This window comes from Porticoccus hydrocarbonoclasticus MCTG13d (assembly GCF_000744735.1).
In the GTDB taxonomy this organism is placed as follows: domain Bacteria; phylum Pseudomonadota; class Gammaproteobacteria; order Pseudomonadales; family Porticoccaceae; genus Porticoccus; species Porticoccus hydrocarbonoclasticus.
On record NZ_JQMM01000001.1, the window covers coordinates 781,327 to 800,661 of the forward strand.

Below are 19,335 nucleotides of genomic sequence, written 5' to 3' on the forward strand. Positions count from 1 at the left end.
TCGGGTAAATGTTATGGTACCAGCCGCTGAGATGCCGGAGCGCCAACTGGACCTGGGCAATGTGCTCAACGATCTGGTGGCCGATGGCCTGTTGTCGCGCAGTGATGCCAATATGCTCGCCGGGGCTCAGCGCAGCCGCGAGCAGGCACTGCTGCACCCGCTGGCCTATATCGCAGGTCAGCGCCCAGACAATCCCCTGGAACCCGGCAAGCAGCTCAATATCGATATTCTGACCCGCTGGCTGGCAGAGAAGGCCGGCCTGGAGGTGGCACATATCGACCCGTTGCAGGTTGATGTTGCCAGAGTCACCGAGGTCATGTCTTTTCAGTTTGCCCGCCGTCACAGTATTCTGTGTATTGGCGTCAATGACACGGAATTGCTGGTCGCGACAATGCAGCCCTTCATCACTGAGTGGGTGGCAAACCTTGAGCAGACCAGTCGCAAAACCATCAGACGGGTAGTGGTCAATCCAGTCGACCTGGCCAAGTACACCGTGGAGTTCTACTCGCTGGCCAAATCGGTATTTGGTGCAAAAGGTATTGCCGGCTCTAAGCGGTCGGGCGTCACGAATTTTGAGCAGTTGTTACAGATTGGCTCCCTCAAGGATCCCGATGCTCAGGATCAGCACATTATCAATATTGTGGACTGGTTGCTGCAGTATGCTTTCGACCAGCGGGCCAGTGATATTCATCTGGAGCCGCGGCGGGACAAGGGCCGGATTCGCTTTCGCATCGATGGTGTGTTGCATCAGGTCTATGACCTGCCCGATCAGGTGATGACCGCTGTCACCAGTCGCCTGAAAATACTCGGCCGCATGAACGTAGCGGAAAAACGCCGTCCCCAGGATGGCCGGGTCAAGACTGTCACGCCGGCGGGTGGTGAAGTCGAGCTGCGTCTGTCCACCCTGCCCACCGCTTTTGGCGAAAAACTGGTGATGCGAATTTTTGATCCCGATGTGCTGCTGCGCAGCTTTACTGATTTGGGGCTCAGTGGTGATGACCTGAAACGCTGGGAGACCATGACCGGTAGACCCCATGGCATTGTGCTGGTCACCGGCCCCACGGGCTCGGGCAAGACCACCACCCTTTATTCGACCCTTAAAGGACTCGCCACCGAAGATGTGAACGTCAGCACTATTGAGGACCCCATCGAGATGGTCGAGGACAGCTTCAATCAGAGTCAGGTACAGCATAAAATCGAGTTCGATTTCGCCGCGGGCATTCGAACCCTGATGCGGCAGGACCCGGATATCATCATGGTGGGTGAGATCCGGGATCTGGAGACAGCACAGATGGCGATCCAGGCCGCTCTCACCGGGCACCTGGTATTGTCAACGCTGCACACCAATGACGCGCCCTCAGCGATCACCCGACTGCTGGACCTGGGAATTCCTGCCCACCTGATCAAGGTGACGGTCAACGGTATTATGGCCCAGCGTCTGGTGCGGACGCTCTGCCCGCACTGCAAGGAGGCGATAACCGTTGATCCGTCAGACTGGGAGTCGCTGGTGCGTCCCTGGAAAGTCAAGTCACCGGCGACCATCTACCGTCCGGCGGGTTGTCTGGAGTGCCGAAATACCGGTTATCTTGGACGGCAGGGTGTCTACGAGATTCTGCCATTGACGGAAACCATCAAACCGCTGATTACCTCGGACACCAATATTTCCGCACTGCGTCTGCAGGCCATGAAAGAGGGGATGAGGACGTTGCGTCTCAGTGGTGCCCAGAAAGTGGGAGCCGGGTCTACTTCAGTGGAGGAGGTGATGCGTGTGGCCCCAGAATCGGGCGGATAGAACGCCCATGATTGTTGCCATGTCTGCTTCATTATGCCAACCCTATTACCCTGTCGAATCGAGAAAGCTGTGTTATGTTGACAAGCCCCGAAGAACTACCGTCAGTCCTGCAGGAGCAATGGATGCTGCGCAGGAATTATTTCGCCGGACGGGCCACCACTGGGCAGCAAGAGTGGCTGGCCTCGTTACTTGACGGCGGGACACTGGCGCGACAGCTGCCATTGGTCTGGGCTTGCAGTGAATACGTTGCCGCTGCCTGTGCCGGCCAGCCGACTCTGTTCCAGCAGTTGGTGGAATCCGGCGATCTCGAGGCCAGCTATTCCGATACCGCGCTAAAGGAGCACCTTGCCCTGTGGCTAAGTGATGTCACTAGTGAAGATATGCTTCTCAAGGTGTTGCGGCAATTCCGAATGCGGGAAATGGTGCGCGTTATCTGGCGAGACCTTACCCGATCAGCTGAGCTGGAGGAGACCACCGCGGACATGTCCCGGCTGGCCGAGGCCTGCCTGCAGGGTGCGCTGGATTTTCTGTATCCCCGGGCGTGCGCCGAATGGGGCACCCCGGTTGATACAAGCGGTGAGCCCCAACAGCTGGTGATTCTTGGTATGGGCAAGCTGGGTGCCTGCGAGCTGAATGTGTCTTCCGACATTGATCTGATTTTTGCATACCCCGAAGCCGGCGAGACCCGCGGCGGTCGACGCAGTCTGAGCAATCAGGAGTTTTTTATTCGTCTCGGCCAGTGGTTGATCAAGGCGCTGGATACCCCCACCGTTGACGGCTTTGTCTTTCGTGTGGATATGCGTTTACGGCCCTACGGTCAGAGCGGTGCATTGGTACTCAACTTCGATGCCATGGAAGAGTATTACCAGACCCAGGGGCGGGATTGGGAGCGCTACGCAATGATCAAGGCGCGGGTGGTCGCTGGTGATCGGGCGGCGGGCAGTCGGCTGATGGCGATGTTGCGACCTTTTACCTATCGCAAGTACCTCGACTTCAGTGCCTTTGAATCCCTGCGGGGGATGAAGGCGATGATCAACAGAGAGGTGCAACGAAAGGGTCTGGTGAGTGATGTCAAGCGAGGTGCTGGCGGTATACGTGAGGTTGAATTTGTCGCCCAGGCCTTCCAGATTATTCGTGGGGGCCGCGACCGGCGGTTCCAGACACCACCGCTGAAAGAGGTGCTGGAGCTGTTGGGGCAGGAGGGATTGCTGCCGCTCGAAGACACCGAAAGACTCTACCGGGGTTACCGGTTTCTGCGCAATGTGGAGCATGTGCTGCAGGGGTGGCAGGACAAGCAGACCCAGTTATTGCCGGCTGATGAGCTAGGTCAGTGCCGGGTCGCATACCTGATGGGTTGCTCAAGCTGGGATCAGTTTCTGGTACAGCTAAACGAATTTCGCCAGTTTATTCACCAGTTATTCGAAGATGTGGTTGCCGAACAACATCGGGGTGATGATGGTGATGACGCACCTGAGGAGCACCCGTTGGCGGAGCAGGTTTGGCGGGCTGTCGATGGCGATGAGTTAATGCCCGATGAGCTCGGGATCATAGGCTACGATCTGCCGGAAAAGGCGGCGGAGATGATCAACACGCTGCGCGGTAGCCGGTCGGTGCAGTCCATGGCCAATGACACCCGCGGCCGACTGGATAAGTTGATGCCCCAGCTGATCAGCATTTGCGGGCAGCGGGACAATGCCACTGAAACCCTTGGACGGGTACTCAAGCTGGTGGAGGCCGTCGCCCGTCGCAGCGCCTATCTGTTGCTGTTGAAGGAAAATCCGGCGGCGCTGCAGAGCACCGTCAAACTCTTTTCCGGCAGTTCCTGGGTGGCAGATCAGCTGGTTCGCTATCCGGCACTTCTCGATGAGTTGCTGGACAGCCGAACGCTGTTTTCGCTGCCGGAAAAATCAACCCTTGAGGACGAGTTGCACCAGCAATTGCTCCGGGTGCCCACCGATGATCTGGAATCCCAGATGGAAGTGCTGCGCTATTTTCAGCAGTCACACAGCCTGCGGGTGGCGGCCTGTGAGCTGGAAGAAATATTGCCCTTGATGAAGGTGAGTGATTATCTGACCTGGCTGGCGGAGGCAATCCTGAGCCATGTGCTGCAATTAGCCTGGAACCAGCTGGTGGAACGGCATGGCTACCCGAAAACAGCAGAGGGTGAAACGGCAGGATTTTTGATTGTCGGTTACGGTAAGCTCGGCGGCATTGAACTGGGGCACGGCTCTGATCTCGATCTGGTCTTCCTTCACGACGCCGACGCGGCCGCTTCTACCGACGGCGTACACCCGTTGGACAGTGCGACATTTTTTGCCAGGTTGGGGCAGCGCATTGTGCATATTCTCACCGCCAAAACGTCCTCCGGCGACCTCTATGAAGTGGATATGCGATTGAGGCCCTCCGGTAGCTCCGGAATGCTGGTTTCCTCCCTGACAGCCTTTGAAAAGTACCAGTTGGGAGAAGCCTGGACCTGGGAGCACCAAGCGCTGGTGCGCGCTAGGCCGGTAGCCGGACCCGAAAAGCTGGTCCGGGCTTTTGCCGAGATTCGTCAGCGAGTGCTGGTGCTGCCGCGGCAAAGAGACAAGCTGATAGCCGATGTGCTCGAGATGCGTGGCAGGATGAAAAAACACCTCGCCAGTGGCAAAGCGGATCAGGAACGGGTATTCCACCTGAAGCACGACCCGGGAGGTATCGTCGACATCGAATTTATGGTTCAATTTGCGGTCTTGGCCTGGTCCCATGATATTCCCGATTTGACTCGCTGGAGCGATAATATCCGTATCCTCGAATGCCTTGAGGAAAGCGGTGTCCTGTCAGTTGAAGATGCGGACATTTTGATCAGCGCCTACAAAAATTACCGATCTGCGGGACATCGGCTTCAGCTGCAACAGGCGGAGCTTGTCGTCAGTGCGGCAGAGTTTGCAGCGCAACGGCAACAGGTGGTGGCACTTTGGCACCGGTTGCTCGGAGAAGAATAAATATCTGGCCAGTGGTTCTTTCGGTCAGTCTGAATTTTTAGGAGATACCCATGTCATTTGCAGATCGCGATGGCTATATCTGGTTTGACGGTGAAATGGTTCCCTGGCGTGAAGCCAAGGTTCATGTACTGACCCACACGTTGCATTACGGCATGGGCGTCTTTGAGGGTGTACGCGCCTACCAGACGCCGGATCGCGGCGCGGCTATTTTCAGGCTCAAAGATCATACGGACCGACTGTTCAATTCCGCCAAGATCATGGGCATGAAAATGCCCTTCAGCAAGGATCAACTGAATGCAGCGCAGAAACAGGTGGTGCTGGAGAACGATCTGCACGAAGCCTACCTGAGACCGATGGCCTTTCTCGGCTCCGAAGGCATGGGGTTGCGGGCTGATTCCCTACAAACTCACGTGATCGTTGCCGCCTGGACCTGGCCTTCCTACATGAGTCCGGAATCCCTGGAAAAGGGTATCCGCATTCGCACGTCGTCCTTCACCCGTCACCATGTCAACATTGCCATGACCAAGGCCAAGGCCAACGGCAACTACATCAATTCCATGCTGGCCCTGCGGGAAGCGTTGGATTGCGGTTGTGAAGAGGCTTTGTTGCTGGATCCGGAAGGGTATGTCGCCGAGGGCAGTGGTGAGAATGTCTTCATTGTTCGTGACAATGTGCTCTATACACCGGAACTGACCTCCTGCCTCGATGGTATTACCCGAAAAACAGTCATGCAGTTGGCCGGGGAAGCTGGTTATCGGGTAGTGGAAAAACGGATCACACGCGATGAGGTCTATATTGCTGATGAAGCATTTTTCACAGGCACTGCGGCCGAGGTGTTGCCCATCCGAGAGCTGGATGGCCGCACCATTGGCGAAGGCGCACGGGGCCCCATCACCGGGCAACTGCAGTCACAGTACTTTGATCTGGTGCGAGGCCTTCGGGGTGAGCATCAGGAGTGGCTTGCGCCGGTGGGGCAGTAAGCCCGGTTCCGCCGGGACATTGCATGGTATCGGGTAAAAAAATTCTCATCATCGGCCCCTCGTGGATAGGGGACATGGTGATGGCGCAGTCCCTGTTTATTCTTCTCAAGCAGCAGTTTCCGGACGATCAGATTCACGTGCTGGCACCGGCCTGGAGTCGGCCACTGCTGGCGCGTATGCCTGAGGTCGAGCGGGCGATTGATATGCCAGTTGGGCACGGCAGCCTGATGTGGTCGGTGCGCCGTCGGATTGCCCGGGAATTGCGTGCCGAAGGCTACAGTCAGGCCATTGTGTTACCAAATTCCCTCAAGTCAGCGCTGATTCCCTGGCTGGCCCGGATTCCTCTCCGGACTGGCTGGAAAGGGGAAATGCGCTATCTGCTGTTGAACGATCTCCGTCACCTGGACAAGCAGCAGTATCCCCTGATGGTGCAGCGTTTTGATGCCCTGGCGTTGTCGGAGGGCGCCGTGCTGCCGACCTCGTTGCCGGCTCCCGACCTGCATGCGAAAACAGACCGGGTTCCGGCACTGCGCCAGCAGTTTGACCTTCAGGCCAATCAAAACATACTGGCGCTCTGTCCCGGCGCCGAGTTCGGCCCGGCCAAGCGTTGGCCGGAGCAGCACTATACGACCGTGGCTGCTCACCAGATTGCCAGGGGCTGGCAGGTCTGGTTGTTGGGATCGGAAAAAGACCGCCCGGTGGCGCAGGCCATTATCGACGGTTTGCCTGAGCAGCAGCAGGGCCAATGCCATAACCTGGCGGGCAAAACCAGCCTGGATGAGGCGATCGACCTGCTGTCGGTCGTCGATGCCGTGGTGAGCAATGATTCCGGGTTGATGCATATAGCCGCCGCCCTGAACCGTCCGCTGGTGGTGGTTTATGGTTCCACCTCCCCCGCCTTTACACCGCCGCTCAATGATGAGGTGGCGATTTTGTCAATTCCCGTGGATTGCGGGCCGTGCTTCAAGCGCGAATGCCCGCTAGGACACCTCAAGTGCCTCGTGGAGTTATACCCGGAACGGGTGACGGCGGCTCTCGATCGACTGGTGCCTGCACCATGACATCGATACTGTTGATTAAAACCTCGTCTCTGGGTGATGTGATCCACAGTTTGCCGGCGCTCACCGATGCGGCCGCCGCCATCCCCGACGTTCGTTTTGACTGGGTGGTGGAAGAGTCCTTTAGGGAAGTTCCGGCCTGGCACCCGGCGGTTGATCGGGTCATTCCGGTTGCCCTGCGGCGCTGGCGAAAACACCCGTTGCAGGCACGACGCAGCGGTGAGTGGTCCGAGTTCAAAAGCCGTATTGCCGAGCGCTCCTACGATGCCGTGATCGATGCACAGGGCCTGTTGAAGAGCGCCTGGCTGACCCGTTATGCGAAAGGCCCAAGATTTGGTCTGGATCGGCAGTCGGCAAGAGAATCGCTGGCGGCACTGTTTTACCACCAGCCCATTGCCGTACCGAGAGGCCAGCATGCGGTCGAGCGGGTGCGGCAACTTTTTTCGGCGGCGCTGGGTTATGCCATGCCGACGAACCTCGGTGACTACGGTCTGGATCGTCAGGCCCTGGCCGGGCCCTCCTCGGGTCAGCCCCAGGTGCTGTTTTTTCATGGCACTACCTGGTCCAGCAAGCACTGGCCCGAGTTGTATTGGCGGAAGCTGGCTGAAAAGCTGGTCGAGCGCGAAATCGGGGTTCAGCTACCCTGGGGCAATGCCGAGGAGAAGGCCCGGGCAGAACGGCTTGCCGAAGGCCTCCCGCGAGTGCAGGTGCTACCGTCATTATCATTGGCCGGTATGGCTCGCGTGGTGGCGGGTGCCAAGGCCTGCGTCGCCGTCGATACAGGACTGGGGCACCTCGCTGCGGCACTCAATGTGCCCTGTCTGTCTCTGTTTGGCCCCACCGATGCGGGGCTTACCGGCGCTTATGGTCCCTCGCAAGTCCATCTTGTCAGCGACTTCCCCTGCGCGCCCTGTTTGCAGAAAACCTGCCAATACCTTCCCACCGACGAAGAGGCTCGACAATTCGACCTGCAGCGTGAACAACCGCTATGCTTTACCCGCGTTGCCCCCGACAATGTATTTGAGCGCCTGCAGAAGCTGCTGGCGGACCATGGAGCGATTTGATGCAACTGGCGTTTTTACTCTACAAATATTTTCCGTTTGGCGGTTTGCAGCGGGATCTGGTCAGGATTGCTCAAACCTGTCAGCAGCGAGGACACCGCATCAGGGTTTATACGCTGAGTTGGCAGGGGGACGTGCCGGAGGGGTTTGAGGTAGTAACAGTGCCGGTGCGATCCTGGTTTAATCACCGCCGCTATAAAAAGTTTACCCGTTGGGTTGAGGCTGACATGCACAGGCGCCCGGTCGATCGAGTGGTCGGCTTCAACAAAATGCCCGGCCTCGATGTCTATTACGCAGCAGACCCCTGCTTCGAGGATAAATCCCGCCGATTGCGAAAGCCTTGGTATCGTTACAGTCCGCGCTACCGGCATTTTTCTGCCTATGAAAGAGCGGTTTTCTCGCCTGCGGCAAATACTGAATTGTTGATGATCTCGGCCACCCAGCAGGCCCTGTTCAAACAGTATTACGCCACGCCCGAGCACCGTTTCCATCTGTTGCCGCCGGGTATTTCTCCCGACCGACGCGCTCCGGACAATGCCGCCGAGTTGCGGGTTGCCGCCCGCCAGAAGCTGGGCGCAGAATTCGCCCTGCCAGTCGATGGGCTATTGCTGGTACAGATAGGGTCAGACTTTGAGCGCAAAGGGCTCGATCGCAGTATTCAGGCCCTGGCGGCGCTGCCCGAAGTGCTGCGCGCCCGAACCCGGTTGGTGGCGTTGGGTTCTGATGACCCTGCGAAAATGCAGGGGCTGGCGGATCAGTTGGGCATCGGGAAGCAGGTCTTTATGCCCGGTGGTCGGGCCGACGTACCGGATTTTTTGTTGGCGGCAGACCTGCTGCTGCATCCGGCCCGCCACGAAAACACCGGTACCGTACTGCTGGAAGCCTTAGTGGCCGGCCTGCCTCTGCTGGTGACCGAAGTTTGTGGCTACGCCCATTATGTACTGGATGCGGACTGCGGTCGTGTAGCTACTCAGCCTTTCGACCAGTCGGCTTTCAACCGTCTGCTTGCGGAGATGCTGGCCAGTGACCGGGATCGCGCACGCTGGCACGACAATGCCCTGCGGTTTGCTGATGAGACCGATTTATACAGCATGCCTGAGCGAGCGGCGGACGTTATTCTGGGGAGCACAGCTTGAAGTTGTTTCTGGCAGAGCCTTTCGCGTCGCGATGGCTCGACAGCGATCCGTTTGAGGCGGCGTTTTCTCTGACCGGCGAACTGTTCCGGGATATGGGTGACCGCCGCACAACCCGTTTTGAATGTGAAGGTGGCGCGTACTTCGTGAAAACCCATGCCGGTATCGGTATCGGGGAGTTGCTCAAAAATCTGCTCTATCTGCGCGCCCCGGTGTTGGGTGCCGAAAATGAATATCGTGCCATCTCCCGTCTGGCTGAGTTGGGGGTGGAGACCATGACGGCAGTGGCATTCGGTCGACGCGGCTGGAATCCGGCCTATGAGAAATCCTTCCTGATTACCCGCGCACTGGAGCCCACACTGCCCCTGGATGAATATTGCAATCCCCAGGTGCTTTCTGCCATGGGGGTGAGTGAACGCCGGGCCCTGGTGAGGCGTCTGGCACGTATTTCCAGAACCCTGCATGACAACGGTATCAATCACCGGGATTACTACCTGTGCCACTTTCTGCTCGATACCTCTCCGGCAATGGATACAGTTGCCGTATCAAAGCGGCCACTTTATCTGATTGACCTGCACCGGGTGCAGATCCGTCACCGCACTCCCCGTCGCTGGCGACACAAGGATCTGGCGGCGCTCTTTTATTCCGCACGCCGCGTGGGGTTCGACGAGCGGGATGTGGCTTGTTTCCTGGTGGAATACAAACAGCAGCCCCTGCGCACGGCCCGCGACGAAAACCGTCGACTTTGGCAGGCCGTGCGCGAGGACGCCGATCAGCTGCACCGCAAGGGCATCAGAAAGGGGTATCACACCTAATGTCCTGCTGGTTTGTCGACAGGGCGATTCTCAGTGAGGCCGCCGCAGAACGATTCTCCTCTCTGGACAGTGTCTTTGCCATTACCGGCCGCAGAGTTACCCGTTGCCCTATCAGTGAGTTGATCCTGACGGAAATCGACGGAAAATCCTATTATGTGAAACGCTATTCGCGGCGGGGAAAAGTCATGCGGCGCTGGCTGGGGCGAAGCCGTGTCAGGGCCGAATGGGAAAATCTGCTGTTTTTTCGTGAGCTGGGCCTCAGAGTGCCGCCCATCGCGGCCTATGGTGAATCCGGTGCCAGGGGCGTATTGATAACCGAGGAAGTGCCCGGTGCTGTCGACCTGCATTCACTGGTCAGACAGCGGCCCGAGTTACTGCGGGACCGCAATTGGCTGGATCAGGTGATAGTTCAGGTGGCTGAGGTGGCCAAACAGCTTCATGCCGCCAGCTTTGCCCACAACGATTTGAAGTGGCGCAATATTCTGGTTGCCGGGGAGGTGTCGCCAGAAGTGTATCTGATCGATTGTCCGATGGGGCAGACATGGCGGGGGCCACTGCTGGCCTATAAAAAAATCAAGGATATTGCCTGTCTTGATAAAGTGGCGAAATATTGCCTCAGCCGAACCGTGCGATTGCGTTTTTACCTTCACTATGTCGGCAGGGATCGCCTCACTGCGGCGGACAAAACATTCATCCGCAAGGTGCTGGCGTTTTTTGCGGGGCGAGAATAGATGAAAGCGCAGTTTTTTCAGCTTGAACCAGCGTTTGCCGCATTTTTTCAATCACTGCACCTGGACCATTTCGCCGCCTGGTGGGATGCTGCCATTGAACGGGTGGACGAACCTAACCTGACCCGAGGTGGTCGAAGCGAAGTGGGTCAGTTGTCGGTTCCCGTGAGTGGTCAACGGCAAACCTTCTATCTCAAGCGCCAGGCCAACTATAATTGCCGTACTCCCAGTAGTCCTCTGCGTGGTATTCCCGTTGCGTTGCGCGAGTGGCAGAAAATAAGCTGGCTAAAAAATCAGGGGATTCAGACACTTGAGGTTGTCTGCGTCGGGCGGGAACGTCTCAGAGAGGACCGGGCGATTTTGGCCACTGCCGCACTAGAACAGTTCTCGCCTTTCGATGTATGGCTCGCCCGGCCAATGCCTGATCATGAGCGCGCCAAGGGTCTGCGTGCATTGGGGCAACTGATCGGCCGACTGCATGCCGCCGGGGTGAAGCATGGCTGTCTTTACGCCAAGCATATTTATTTCTCGGATAATGATTCCGCCGAGTTGCGCCTGATTGATCTGGAAAAATGCAAGCGGATCTTCAGCCGTTGGGCCGGCCTGCGAGATCTGGATACGCTGCTGCGCCACAGCCCGCCCCTGACCCAGGATGAATGCAGGTTGCTTTATGCGGCGTACAACGAGGCGAGTCCTTATCCCTGGTCCCTGGCTTCACTGGAGCAGGCCGTGATGCGAAGAATGCACGCCAAGGGGGCGGTTCGCGATGACTGACCCACTTACTCTGGAGGTGCTGAAGTGCAGTGACCTTTCATTGACGGCACCGTTTTCCCTGCAGGCCCCCGGGCTGGACAGCATGGTCTGTGAAGCGATTTATCGCCATCTCCCCGGTCGCCGAGTGGTGTTCAGTACGCATTGGGGCGGTGCCCATGTACTGGTGAAACTTTTTTTTCGCCGCAAGGATTTTGATCGCGAACGAAGCGGTCTTCAGGCAATGCAGAATGCCGGCGTCCCCTGTCCGGGAGAAGTCTGGATACTGAGGGATGGCAGTGGCAAAAGCGGTGATTTTCTTGCCACCGCATTTCTTGAAGGTGCGGTAAGTCTGCGCCAGCTATATGTGTCCCAGCCACGGGAGGCGATGCCGACATTGCTGAGCGATGCCGTTGCCATGATCGGGCGTCTGCACCGTGCCGGTGTCATGCAGGCGGATATACATCTCGATAATTTCCTTTCCAGAGAGGGTTCGCTCTTTATGATCGACGGCGGTGGTATTCAGCCGCTAAAAAAACCACTGCACAATCTCGCCATGTTCTTTGCGCAGATGGTGCCGGAATATGATCAGCTGATGCCGGAGGTGATTCAAGCCTACGGAGTCGGAGCGCCGGAACCCGAACAGTTGCAGCCGCTGATTGCCAGAATGCGGGAAAAACGGATTCGACACTATTTGGCGAAGACCATTCGTGATTGCACCCAGTTTCAGCGGCTGAAGGTCAGGGGTGCTTTTGTTGTGATGGCCAGGCAGCGGGTCACTGATAAACTGCTGCAAGTCATCACCCAGCCGGAGGTGGCTGTGGGGCAGGCGACCTTTCTCAAGCGCGGCAATACTGCGACCGTAATGAAGCTGTCTGGAGATAGCAGTAGCTGGGTGCTCAAACGTTACAATATTAAAGACCTCTGGCATGGATTGGGGCGCGCCCTGCGGCGCAGTCGTGCCTGGATTTCCTGGCAGAATGCCCATCGGCTGGAGCTGCTGGGCATTGCCACACCTAGGCCCCTGGCCATGCGGGAAAACAGAGCCGGCCCCTTTCGCCAGGGAGCATACCTGGTTACCGAGTGGACCAGTGGCGAGAGTCTGCAGGCCTGGTTGTTGCGGTATGGGCCCGCCGGGATTCCGGATTGGCTGGACCGGGAGGTCAGTCGTCTGTTTGCTATCATGTGGCTGGGTCGGGTCAGTCACGGTGATATGAAGGCCACTAACCTGATTGTATGCGGGGAGCAGCTCCAGTTGATCGATCTGGATGCGCTGCGCCGCCACCGCTGCAAACGGTTCTTCAAGGCTGCGTACGGTAAGGATTTACAGCGCTTTATGGATAACTGGCAAGGCAAAACCTGGCAGCATTTTGAACAGCTGCTGCGGCCCTATGCCAGTCAATGCGGTATTAAACTCATCAATAAAAAGGTTTAACAGTGTCGACAATTGTTCTCGGTATCTCCGGTGCGCTGAATCACGATTCATCCGCAGCCCTGTATGTGGACGAAAAGCTGGTGGCGGCGGCGGAAGAAGAGCGCTTTATCCGCGACAAGCATGCCAAGGGAAAAATGCCCTATCAGGCGGCGAAATTCTGTCTGGAGTTCGCCGGTATCAAGCCGGAAGCGGTGGATGTGGTTGCCGTTCCCTTCGCACCCATTTCACTTTTTACCCGCGCGCGCTGGCATTTTGCCAAGCGTTATTGGTACGCCCCTGACCGGGCACTGGATGCCCTGCTCAACGGCAATCGCCGTTTTCGGCGTTATCGCAAGCGGGTTTTCAGCTTGCTGCGTGAACTGGGAATCAACCCGGCCGATGTGGAATTTGAGCCGGTGGAGCACCACCTTGCACACGCCTCCAGCGCTTACCATCTGAGTGGCTTCAAGGAAAAAACGGCCATCATGGGGGTCGACGGCAAAGGCGAATATGCTACTACCTTTTTTGGCTATGGTGAGAATGGAAAAATCCATAAAATCAAGGAGTTCTATGATCCTGATTCCCTCGGTGGCCTGTATGGCGCGATGACCGAGTACCTCGGTTTCGAAATGCTCGATGGGGAATACAAGGTGATGGGCATGGCACCCTATGGCGATGCGAACAAGTATGATTTTTCGCGCCTTATTGATTTTGATGGCAAGGAGTTTCGGGTCAACACCAAACTGGTCAATACCGTGGGCCTGCGCCGCTACAAGCAGGACGGCGTCGGTTTCTATTTTAGCCCGCAGCTGATTGACTGGCTCGGGCCGAAACGCGAGGGTGATATCGCCGATGAACCCTACATCGACTACGCCGCCACTATTCAGGCCCTGTTTGAAAGCGTGGTGCTCAAACTGATGGACTATTACCTTGGCGATATTCTCAGGGAGACGGGCAAACTGGCATTCTCTGGAGGTGGCGCACTCAACGTAAAGCTGAATCAGAAAATTATCGCCCGCGAAGAAGTCAAGGAGCTCTATGTGCAGCCGGCTTCCGGGGATGCGGGCACGGCGGTGGGTGCTGCCTCCTATGCGCTGGTGAAGCGCGGCATTCAGCCGGAGCCCATGCAGCATGTGTACTTGGGGCCGAATTACAGCAATGAAGACTGTATGCGCGCCTGCGAGCTGCATCCCAACAAGCCCGACTACCAGTTGATTGACCAGGTGCCCCAAAAAATTGCAGCCCTGCTGGCAGAGGGGCATCCGGTGGCCTGGTTTCAGGGCCGGATGGAATTCGGCCCTCGTGCCCTGGGTGGCCGCTCTATTTTGGGTTGCCCAAGCGCTCCTGGAGTAGCTAACCGGATCAATGAACAAATCAAGTTTCGTGAACGTTGGCGACCCTTCTGCCCCAGCATGCTTGATCGAGTGGCCCCGGAAATGTTCAAGATCGACCACCCGGCACCATTTATGACGTTTACCTTCGAGGTGAGCGATGAGTGGAAAAACCGCGTACCGGAAGTCGTTCATGAGGATGGCACTGCTCGTGCCCAGGCTCTCAAGCGAGAGTACAACCCCCGTTACTATGAGTTAATGGAAGAAATGGAAAAGCTGACAGGCAATGGGGTGGTGTTGAATACATCGCTGAACCGGCGGGGAGAGCCCATGGTTTGCTCGCCGACCGATGCCCTGAATATGTTTTTTGGTTCCGATCTACAGTATCTGATTATGGAAGATGTGCTGGTAGTGAAAGGCTCTCCACAGAATTGAAACCATTAGAGTTAAGGTTTTATAAAAATAAATTTCAAATAATATAACGAGCATTTTTGCAAATGAGCCTCCGCCTTTTCTGGAAAGTAACCCCAAAACATAAGCGTGAGCTTCTGCTGAGTGTGATGGGTCCTATCGAACAAAAACAGTTCAGAAAGATAGTGGAGGGTAAAACAGATTTTCCGAAATGCTTTTCTTCCAGAAAGGCAATTTTTATTCATGTTCCGAAAACCGCTGGTTCAAGTATATGCGATGCTATATTTGGCGTAAGTCGGGTTGGGCATATGCCCTATTCCTGGTATGAAAAAATTTCACCCGAATCATGCGAAAATTATTTCACATTTACATTCGTCAGAAACCCATGGGACAGAGCTGTTTCGGCATACCACTATTTGCTTTCTGGTGGCGCCCACAAGCGAGATGAAAAATGGTCAAAACTGGTAAGGAAATATAATAGTTTCGATGATTTTGTTTTACAGTGGATTTGTCATGAAAATGTTCAGAAAATTATTCACTTCCTTCCACAAATCAAATTCATAGAAAGTAGAGATGGGTCTGTTGATCTTGATTATATTGGCAGGTTTGAAGATATAAATTCTGATCTTTCAGAGATCAACTGTTTGTTAGGTGGCCATAACAACATAATATTTAAGCTGGGTCATAAAAAAGCGAGCAATAGAGGCGATTATAGAAGTTACTATTCGAAAGAAAGTTCCGAAATTATTGCCAATGTTTATGCAAGGGATATTAGCCTTTTTGGGTATGACTTTTAGCCAATAATCTTATTTGAAAATACACGATAAATAATTAATAGAGAATTTATGAAAAAATTAATTTTTATTCTTTCCTCAAATTACAGTGGATCACATTTTCTCTCACTTCTTCTTGGAAGCCATAGTCATGGTGAACACCTTGGTGAATTAAAAAATATTTACAAAAGTTTTGATGCAGTTTCCTGTTATATCTGCGAAGAACTGGATGACTGCCGTCTATATCACGATATAAAAGAATGTCAAAAGCAGGATTTATATAAAGAATTATTTTCTAGAGTCGATGGCAATATTGAATTTCTGGTGGATATCTCAAAAAAATCAGAATGGTTTGAAAATTTTATTCCCAATAGTGAATACGATATTCGCCTGATTCATCTTGTCAGGGATCCGCGCGCCCTGGCGAGGCGGTGGCTGATGCGGTTTGATGAGAAGCAGATCGGGTTGCGTGAGCGGATCAAACAAATCAGAAAAAACCCACTCAAAATCGGCAAGCTGCTTTTTGGCGATCTCTTGACTGTGTGTATCTATAAGTGGATATCCCAGAACAGAAAAATGGACGCTTTTGTGAAATCAACCGGTTTGCCCGCCAGAATGATTACCTACAAGGAGCTGGCTTTACAGCCGGATGAGACACTGTCGTCGATTTGTGAATGGATCGGTGTTAATTATGAGCCAGGCCAAAAGGACTACTGGAATTTCGAGCACCATGGTACTCAGAAAAAAGAGTATGAGTGGGTGAAGGAGAAAGGTGGTGCCCAATTCTTTGATCAACGCTGGCGAGAATTTCTGACCGCGGCCCAGATAGAGAAAATAGAACAAAATCAGGATCTTCAGTCACTGCTGAAGCAATTTTCTCTGAGATTTTCCCCTGAAGGGCTTGACCATACGGGGTAGATGTAGCCCCTTGGTAAAAGGCACAGGGCGCTCTGTGATGGATCACTTCATTAATTGATCGCCGTAAAACCTTCTGGTGAAATCTTGAAGCCCTCTTTGGCCGCGACATCAATGGCAACGTGAACGAGCTTATCCAGTTTCATCCAGGCGGAGGGCTCGTTGCGAAGGGGTTTCGGCAGCCAGGTATTGGATTTCCAGTTCATGAAGTGCAGGTACATAAACTCACGCTCGCCATCACGGCTATTGGTTAGCCTTCCATTTTTCCAAAACCATTGCTGAGGGTGATCCGTGCGTCCATCCCACCATGGCATGGGAGAGAGGATTGTAGAGTATTGCTCCTTGTAGAGCGTATTTCGCTGGTAAGAAGATGATAACGACCAAAAACTCCGCAGCCATTTGGGATGCTTTCGGTGTGGCAGGAATACTTTTGAAAATGCTGATTCATCAATTCCCAGGTGTTGATCGTTTTCAAGCAGTTGCTGCCAGTGCGGGATTTTTCGAAAGGCGTTGCGGTATTTTTCATCGTTCCTGAACAGGCTAAAGTGCCCGGAAAGGCGCCGCTCATGGCTGCTGATCACGTTATATTTCTGCAGCATGCACTCTGTCAGAAAAGTCCTCAACCTGCCATAAATGATATCAATGTCGCCAAAGGCGAAGAAATCGTACCCGGTGAGTTGATCCTGGTGGATAAAGCCCATGGCCGGCTTTAAATCACATAGCTTGTAGGGATGAGTTGGATTGAAATCGATCCTTAGGCGCGTACTGACCAGTTGTTTATAGTCTTCAAAGGATATTTCGATAAATTGCACATTGGCCGGGGCGGTTGCCGGTCTACCGCAGTCCGTATAAAAAAGCCAGTTGATATCCGGGTTATGCCGACAGCTCTCGAGATAAAAGTCGATCCACTCCGGCCATTTGCCAAAGTAGGGAATAATTTTAAGAATAGATGTAGTTTTCAAGAGGGGTTTGTCACTCTTTTTGAATTATTGTTCTGAACCAGCGGCAAGGCCTTTGCCCAGAGCACTTGTGACCTGAGACAGTTGCCAGAATTGCTTCCTGACCGCACCATCGGAGAAATGGTTTTGTAATCGTTGGAAAATCCGGTTGTGATCGGATTCTGTCAGTTGCTTCTGTGAAACCCGGATCAACTTTTCAGCCAGCGCGTCAGCGTCCCCGAAAGAAAACAGTTCGCCAGTGTCTCCTACCACCTCCGGGCCGCCGCCACAGTCTGAACAAATAATCGGCAGCTCCGCAGCCATGGCCTCGAGGAGAACCATGCCGAATGGCTCGTGATCGGAGGTCAGGGCAAAGGCATCAAAGGCTCTGAAGTAGCGCCTTGCCTGAATCACGTTGCCCGGAAGCAGAACACTGTCGCTGATGTCGAGTTCAGCGGCGAGCGCCTTCAATGTTTGCCGCAGTTTTCCGTCCCCAAGCATGACCAGCAGTGCACCGGCGGGGAGATGGGGCAGCGCCCGGGCAAACCCTTTGATCAGCGTCTGCGGATCCTTGTCGGGATGGAGTCGGCCAACGCTGCCCAGGATCCAGCTGTTCTGGGGTAACTGAAGTTTATGTCGTGCCTCCCGGCGGTCAAGCAGGTCCTGTCGCGCGGCATCAACGTCAATACGGTTGTAGAGTGTGATGATTTTGTCCTCGGGCCAGGTGGGCAGGTGGGATCGTATTTCATCCCGTACGGCATTCGAGACGGCAAGTAACGTCAATCTGGATTTGAACAGATTGCCCATGAGACGACGGCCAACGCGGTCAAAATCCCCAAAGGAGTGGCGTACACTGAAAATGGGCAGGTTCGTTGCAAGTAGTCCCACATAGGCGGATTTGGCGCGGTGAGCAATACAGGCAGAGAAAGGATATTCCCGGGCAATTTTGTTGACTTCACTAATAACGGTCAGTTTGGCCCCTGCCAGCGCCTTGCTGTTGTGGCCGAGAAAAATAACTTCATCAGAGCAGGCTTTTTTCGCGACGCCCGGGTCGGGTTCCCCGGTCATAAAAACGGTAATCACCTTATAGGGCGTATCCTTGAACAAAACAGCATATTGTCGGGCGCAATCCAGAAAGGGATCGTAGTAACAGTGGCACAGTTGCAATATATATTGTTGGTCATTGTTCATTTTCGGTTACACAAATGCCTTTCTGGGCAATGATTTCAGTTCATGGAGTGATAATACAATAACCGGCAACCAGAAAATCAGCCAATAGCCGCGGGGTCTGGAAATTACGGAATCGAGATTGACAAGGCCCATTGTACAGGCGAATGCAAATAGAATAGTGGCCACGACTACATAGGGGTTAGCCCGCAATTTCCAGCCAGTGAACAATACCGTCAGTATCATCAGTAGCAGCAGGGTGAGGCCGACAATGCCGCCTGATAGCAGGGCTCCGAGATAGACACTGTGGTAGGCACTCCAACCGGCCAGCCCGCCTTCAGCGATATAAATGGTCGTTCCATGGCCATGGCCGAACCAGTAATGATGGAACTCCTTCAGATAGCCCGACCAAAGATGAAACCTGTAGCTTTGCCCCTTTTCAATATAGGTATCGATGAGCGGTGTTAGCCAGAGGTAGACCGCTATCAGTAACATCAGGCCAAGCCCGATCAATAAAAGCTTGGTTCTGTTTTTGATGGGAGAAAGGGCAATCATGACAAAACCGAAAAACAGAGTTCCGGCAATGGCCAAGCGCGTATGGGTCAATACCAGGGTGACCAGAAAAATCGTTAACGCAACCAGCAACAGCAGGATAGTGGACTTTCGCCCCCGGTTGCCCGGTTCATAGAGAAGGCTGGCGAGACAGAGCAGGGCTCCTGCACCCAGACAGAACCCGGTGCGTACTTTATCGACCAGGGGGCCGGGAATACTAAACCGCCTGGTGAGCGGGTAATCCAGATACAGGTAGTGGTATGCAGCATAACACGCAGCGGTAATGCTGCCGGCAATAATCAACCATTTATAGAGACACTGAAGTCGGCGGTCTGATCCGTTAAAAGTAGATAAAAAAATAACCCAGAAACTGACCAGATAAAAAATATCTTTTATCGGATTGAGAATGTCGCGGCTGCTTTCAGGTTCAGACCAGGACAGGCTCAGCAAGGAATAACCCAAAAACACGGACGAGGCGATTGCTATTCGTGATTCAAGTAGGGCAGACCATTTGCACAGGCCTTTAAAGGCGATTA

General features: G+C 54.5%; 16 protein-coding genes. 13 read left to right on the top strand and 3 right to left on the bottom strand.

Going from position 1 to position 19,335, the window contains the following annotated elements:
• The first annotated feature begins 13 nt into the window (after positions 1–13).
• The 13 genes from U740_RS03765 (at position 14) to U740_RS03825 (ending at position 16,145) form a co-directional block, all read left to right on the top strand.
• Entirely contained in the window at positions 14–1,792 is a 1,779-nt protein-coding gene (locus U740_RS03765) for a type IV pilus assembly ATPase TfpB (RefSeq protein ID WP_036859072.1), read from the top strand.
• A 74-nt stretch (positions 1,793–1,866) separates the two neighbouring features.
• Positions 1,867–4,773, top strand: a complete 2,907-nt coding sequence (glnE, locus tag U740_RS03770; protein ID WP_081890832.1) for a bifunctional [glutamate--ammonia ligase]-adenylyl-L-tyrosine phosphorylase/[glutamate--ammonia-ligase] adenylyltransferase — start codon at positions 1,867–1,869, stop codon at positions 4,771–4,773.
• Between the two features lie 50 nt (positions 4,774–4,823).
• Complete coding sequence (locus U740_RS03775) at positions 4,824–5,753, top strand: branched-chain amino acid transaminase (RefSeq protein WP_036859073.1); 930 nt, start codon at positions 4,824–4,826, stop codon at positions 5,751–5,753.
• Between the two features lie 23 nt (positions 5,754–5,776).
• Positions 5,777–6,814 carry a lipopolysaccharide heptosyltransferase II gene (gene waaF / locus U740_RS03780; RefSeq protein WP_036859074.1) on the top strand — a complete coding sequence of 346 codons (1,038 nt, stop codon included), beginning with the start codon at positions 5,777–5,779 and terminating at the stop codon, positions 6,812–6,814.
• The gene (gene waaC, locus U740_RS03785) at positions 6,811–7,875 is read left to right on the top strand and encodes a lipopolysaccharide heptosyltransferase I (RefSeq protein WP_036859076.1); all 1,065 of its coding nucleotides are present in this window, start codon (positions 6,811–6,813) and stop codon (positions 7,873–7,875) included. The genes waaF and waaC overlap by 4 nt, the downstream gene beginning before the upstream one ends.
• Entirely contained in the window at positions 7,875–9,008 is a 1,134-nt protein-coding gene (locus U740_RS03790; RefSeq protein WP_036859077.1) for a glycosyltransferase family 4 protein, read from the top strand. The genes waaC and U740_RS03790 overlap by 1 nt, the downstream gene beginning before the upstream one ends.
• Positions 9,005–9,820, top strand: coding sequence for a lipopolysaccharide core heptose(I) kinase RfaP (rfaP, locus tag U740_RS03795; protein WP_036859079.1), 816 nt, complete (start codon positions 9,005–9,007; stop codon positions 9,818–9,820). The genes U740_RS03790 and rfaP overlap by 4 nt, the downstream gene beginning before the upstream one ends.
• Positions 9,820–10,551 carry a lipopolysaccharide kinase InaA family protein gene (locus tag U740_RS03800; protein ID WP_036859080.1) on the top strand — a complete coding sequence of 244 codons (732 nt, stop codon included), beginning with the start codon at positions 9,820–9,822 and terminating at the stop codon, positions 10,549–10,551. Before rfaP ends, U740_RS03800 begins: the two co-directional genes overlap by 1 nt.
• Positions 10,552–11,322: a lipopolysaccharide kinase InaA family protein gene (locus tag U740_RS03805; RefSeq protein WP_051921185.1), complete on the top strand. Its 771-nt coding sequence runs from the start codon at positions 10,552–10,554 to the stop codon at positions 11,320–11,322.
• Complete coding sequence (locus U740_RS03810; RefSeq protein ID WP_036859081.1) at positions 11,315–12,733, top strand: lipopolysaccharide kinase InaA family protein; 1,419 nt, start codon at positions 11,315–11,317, stop codon at positions 12,731–12,733. Before U740_RS03805 ends, U740_RS03810 begins: the two co-directional genes overlap by 8 nt.
• 2 nt (positions 12,734–12,735) lie before the next feature.
• The gene (locus tag U740_RS03815; RefSeq protein ID WP_036859082.1) at positions 12,736–14,478 is read left to right on the top strand and encodes a carbamoyltransferase family protein; all 1,743 of its coding nucleotides are present in this window, start codon (positions 12,736–12,738) and stop codon (positions 14,476–14,478) included.
• 62 nt (positions 14,479–14,540) lie between these two features.
• Positions 14,541–15,251 (top strand): sulfotransferase family 2 domain-containing protein, encoded by a 711-nt coding sequence (locus tag U740_RS03820; protein ID WP_036859083.1) that lies wholly within the window; start codon positions 14,541–14,543, stop codon positions 15,249–15,251.
• 48 nt (positions 15,252–15,299) lie between these two features.
• Entirely contained in the window at positions 15,300–16,145 is an 846-nt protein-coding gene (locus tag U740_RS03825) for a sulfotransferase (protein ID WP_036859085.1), read from the top strand.
• A 50-nt stretch (positions 16,146–16,195) separates the two neighbouring features.
• On the opposite strand, the gene U740_RS03830 is transcribed toward U740_RS03825, so the two are convergent.
• From U740_RS03830 to U740_RS03840, 3 genes are read right to left on the bottom strand one after another with little or no spacing between them, the layout of a single operon-like run.
• Positions 16,196–17,104, bottom strand: a complete 909-nt coding sequence (locus tag U740_RS03830) for a DUF6625 family protein (protein ID WP_036859087.1) — start codon at positions 17,102–17,104, stop codon at positions 16,196–16,198.
• Positions 17,105–17,128: 24 nt separating this feature from the next.
• Complete coding sequence (locus U740_RS03835) at positions 17,129–18,271, bottom strand: glycosyltransferase (protein ID WP_036859090.1); 1,143 nt, start codon at positions 18,269–18,271, stop codon at positions 17,129–17,131.
• Positions 18,272–18,277: 6 nt separating this feature from the next.
• A complete protein-coding gene (locus U740_RS03840; protein WP_160172040.1) occupies positions 18,278–19,249 on the bottom strand; it encodes an O-antigen ligase family protein in 972 nt (323 codons plus the stop codon).
• Between the last annotated feature and the right edge of the window lie 86 nt (positions 19,250–19,335).

Excerpts from the sequence above, each read along its gene's own strand:
- U740_RS03775 (WP_036859073.1), top strand. The coding sequence starts at position 4,824 with ATGTCATTTGCAGATCGCGATGGCTATATCTGGTTTGACGGTGAAATG.
- U740_RS03790 (WP_036859077.1), top strand. The coding sequence starts at position 7,875 with ATGCAACTGGCGTTTTTACTCTACAAATATTTTCCGTTTGGCGGTTTG.
- waaC (WP_036859076.1), top strand. The coding sequence starts at position 6,811 with ATGACATCGATACTGTTGATTAAAACCTCGTCTCTGGGTGATGTGATC.
- glnE (WP_081890832.1), top strand. The coding sequence starts at position 1,867 with ATGTTGACAAGCCCCGAAGAACTACCGTCAGTCCTGCAGGAGCAATGG.
- U740_RS03810 (WP_036859081.1), top strand. The coding sequence starts at position 11,315 with ATGACTGACCCACTTACTCTGGAGGTGCTGAAGTGCAGTGACCTTTCA.
- U740_RS03820 (WP_036859083.1), top strand. The coding sequence starts at position 14,541 with ATGAGCCTCCGCCTTTTCTGGAAAGTAACCCCAAAACATAAGCGTGAG.
- U740_RS03835 (WP_036859090.1), bottom strand. The coding sequence starts at position 18,271 with ATGAACAATGACCAACAATATATATTGCAACTGTGCCACTGTTACTAC.
- U740_RS03825 (WP_036859085.1), top strand. The coding sequence starts at position 15,300 with ATGAAAAAATTAATTTTTATTCTTTCCTCAAATTACAGTGGATCACAT.
- U740_RS03800 (WP_036859080.1), top strand. The coding sequence starts at position 9,820 with ATGTCCTGCTGGTTTGTCGACAGGGCGATTCTCAGTGAGGCCGCCGCA.
- waaF (WP_036859074.1), top strand. The coding sequence starts at position 5,777 with ATGGTATCGGGTAAAAAAATTCTCATCATCGGCCCCTCGTGGATAGGG.
- U740_RS03805 (WP_051921185.1), top strand. The coding sequence starts at position 10,552 with ATGAAAGCGCAGTTTTTTCAGCTTGAACCAGCGTTTGCCGCATTTTTT.
- U740_RS03765 (WP_036859072.1), top strand. The coding sequence starts at position 14 with ATGGTACCAGCCGCTGAGATGCCGGAGCGCCAACTGGACCTGGGCAAT.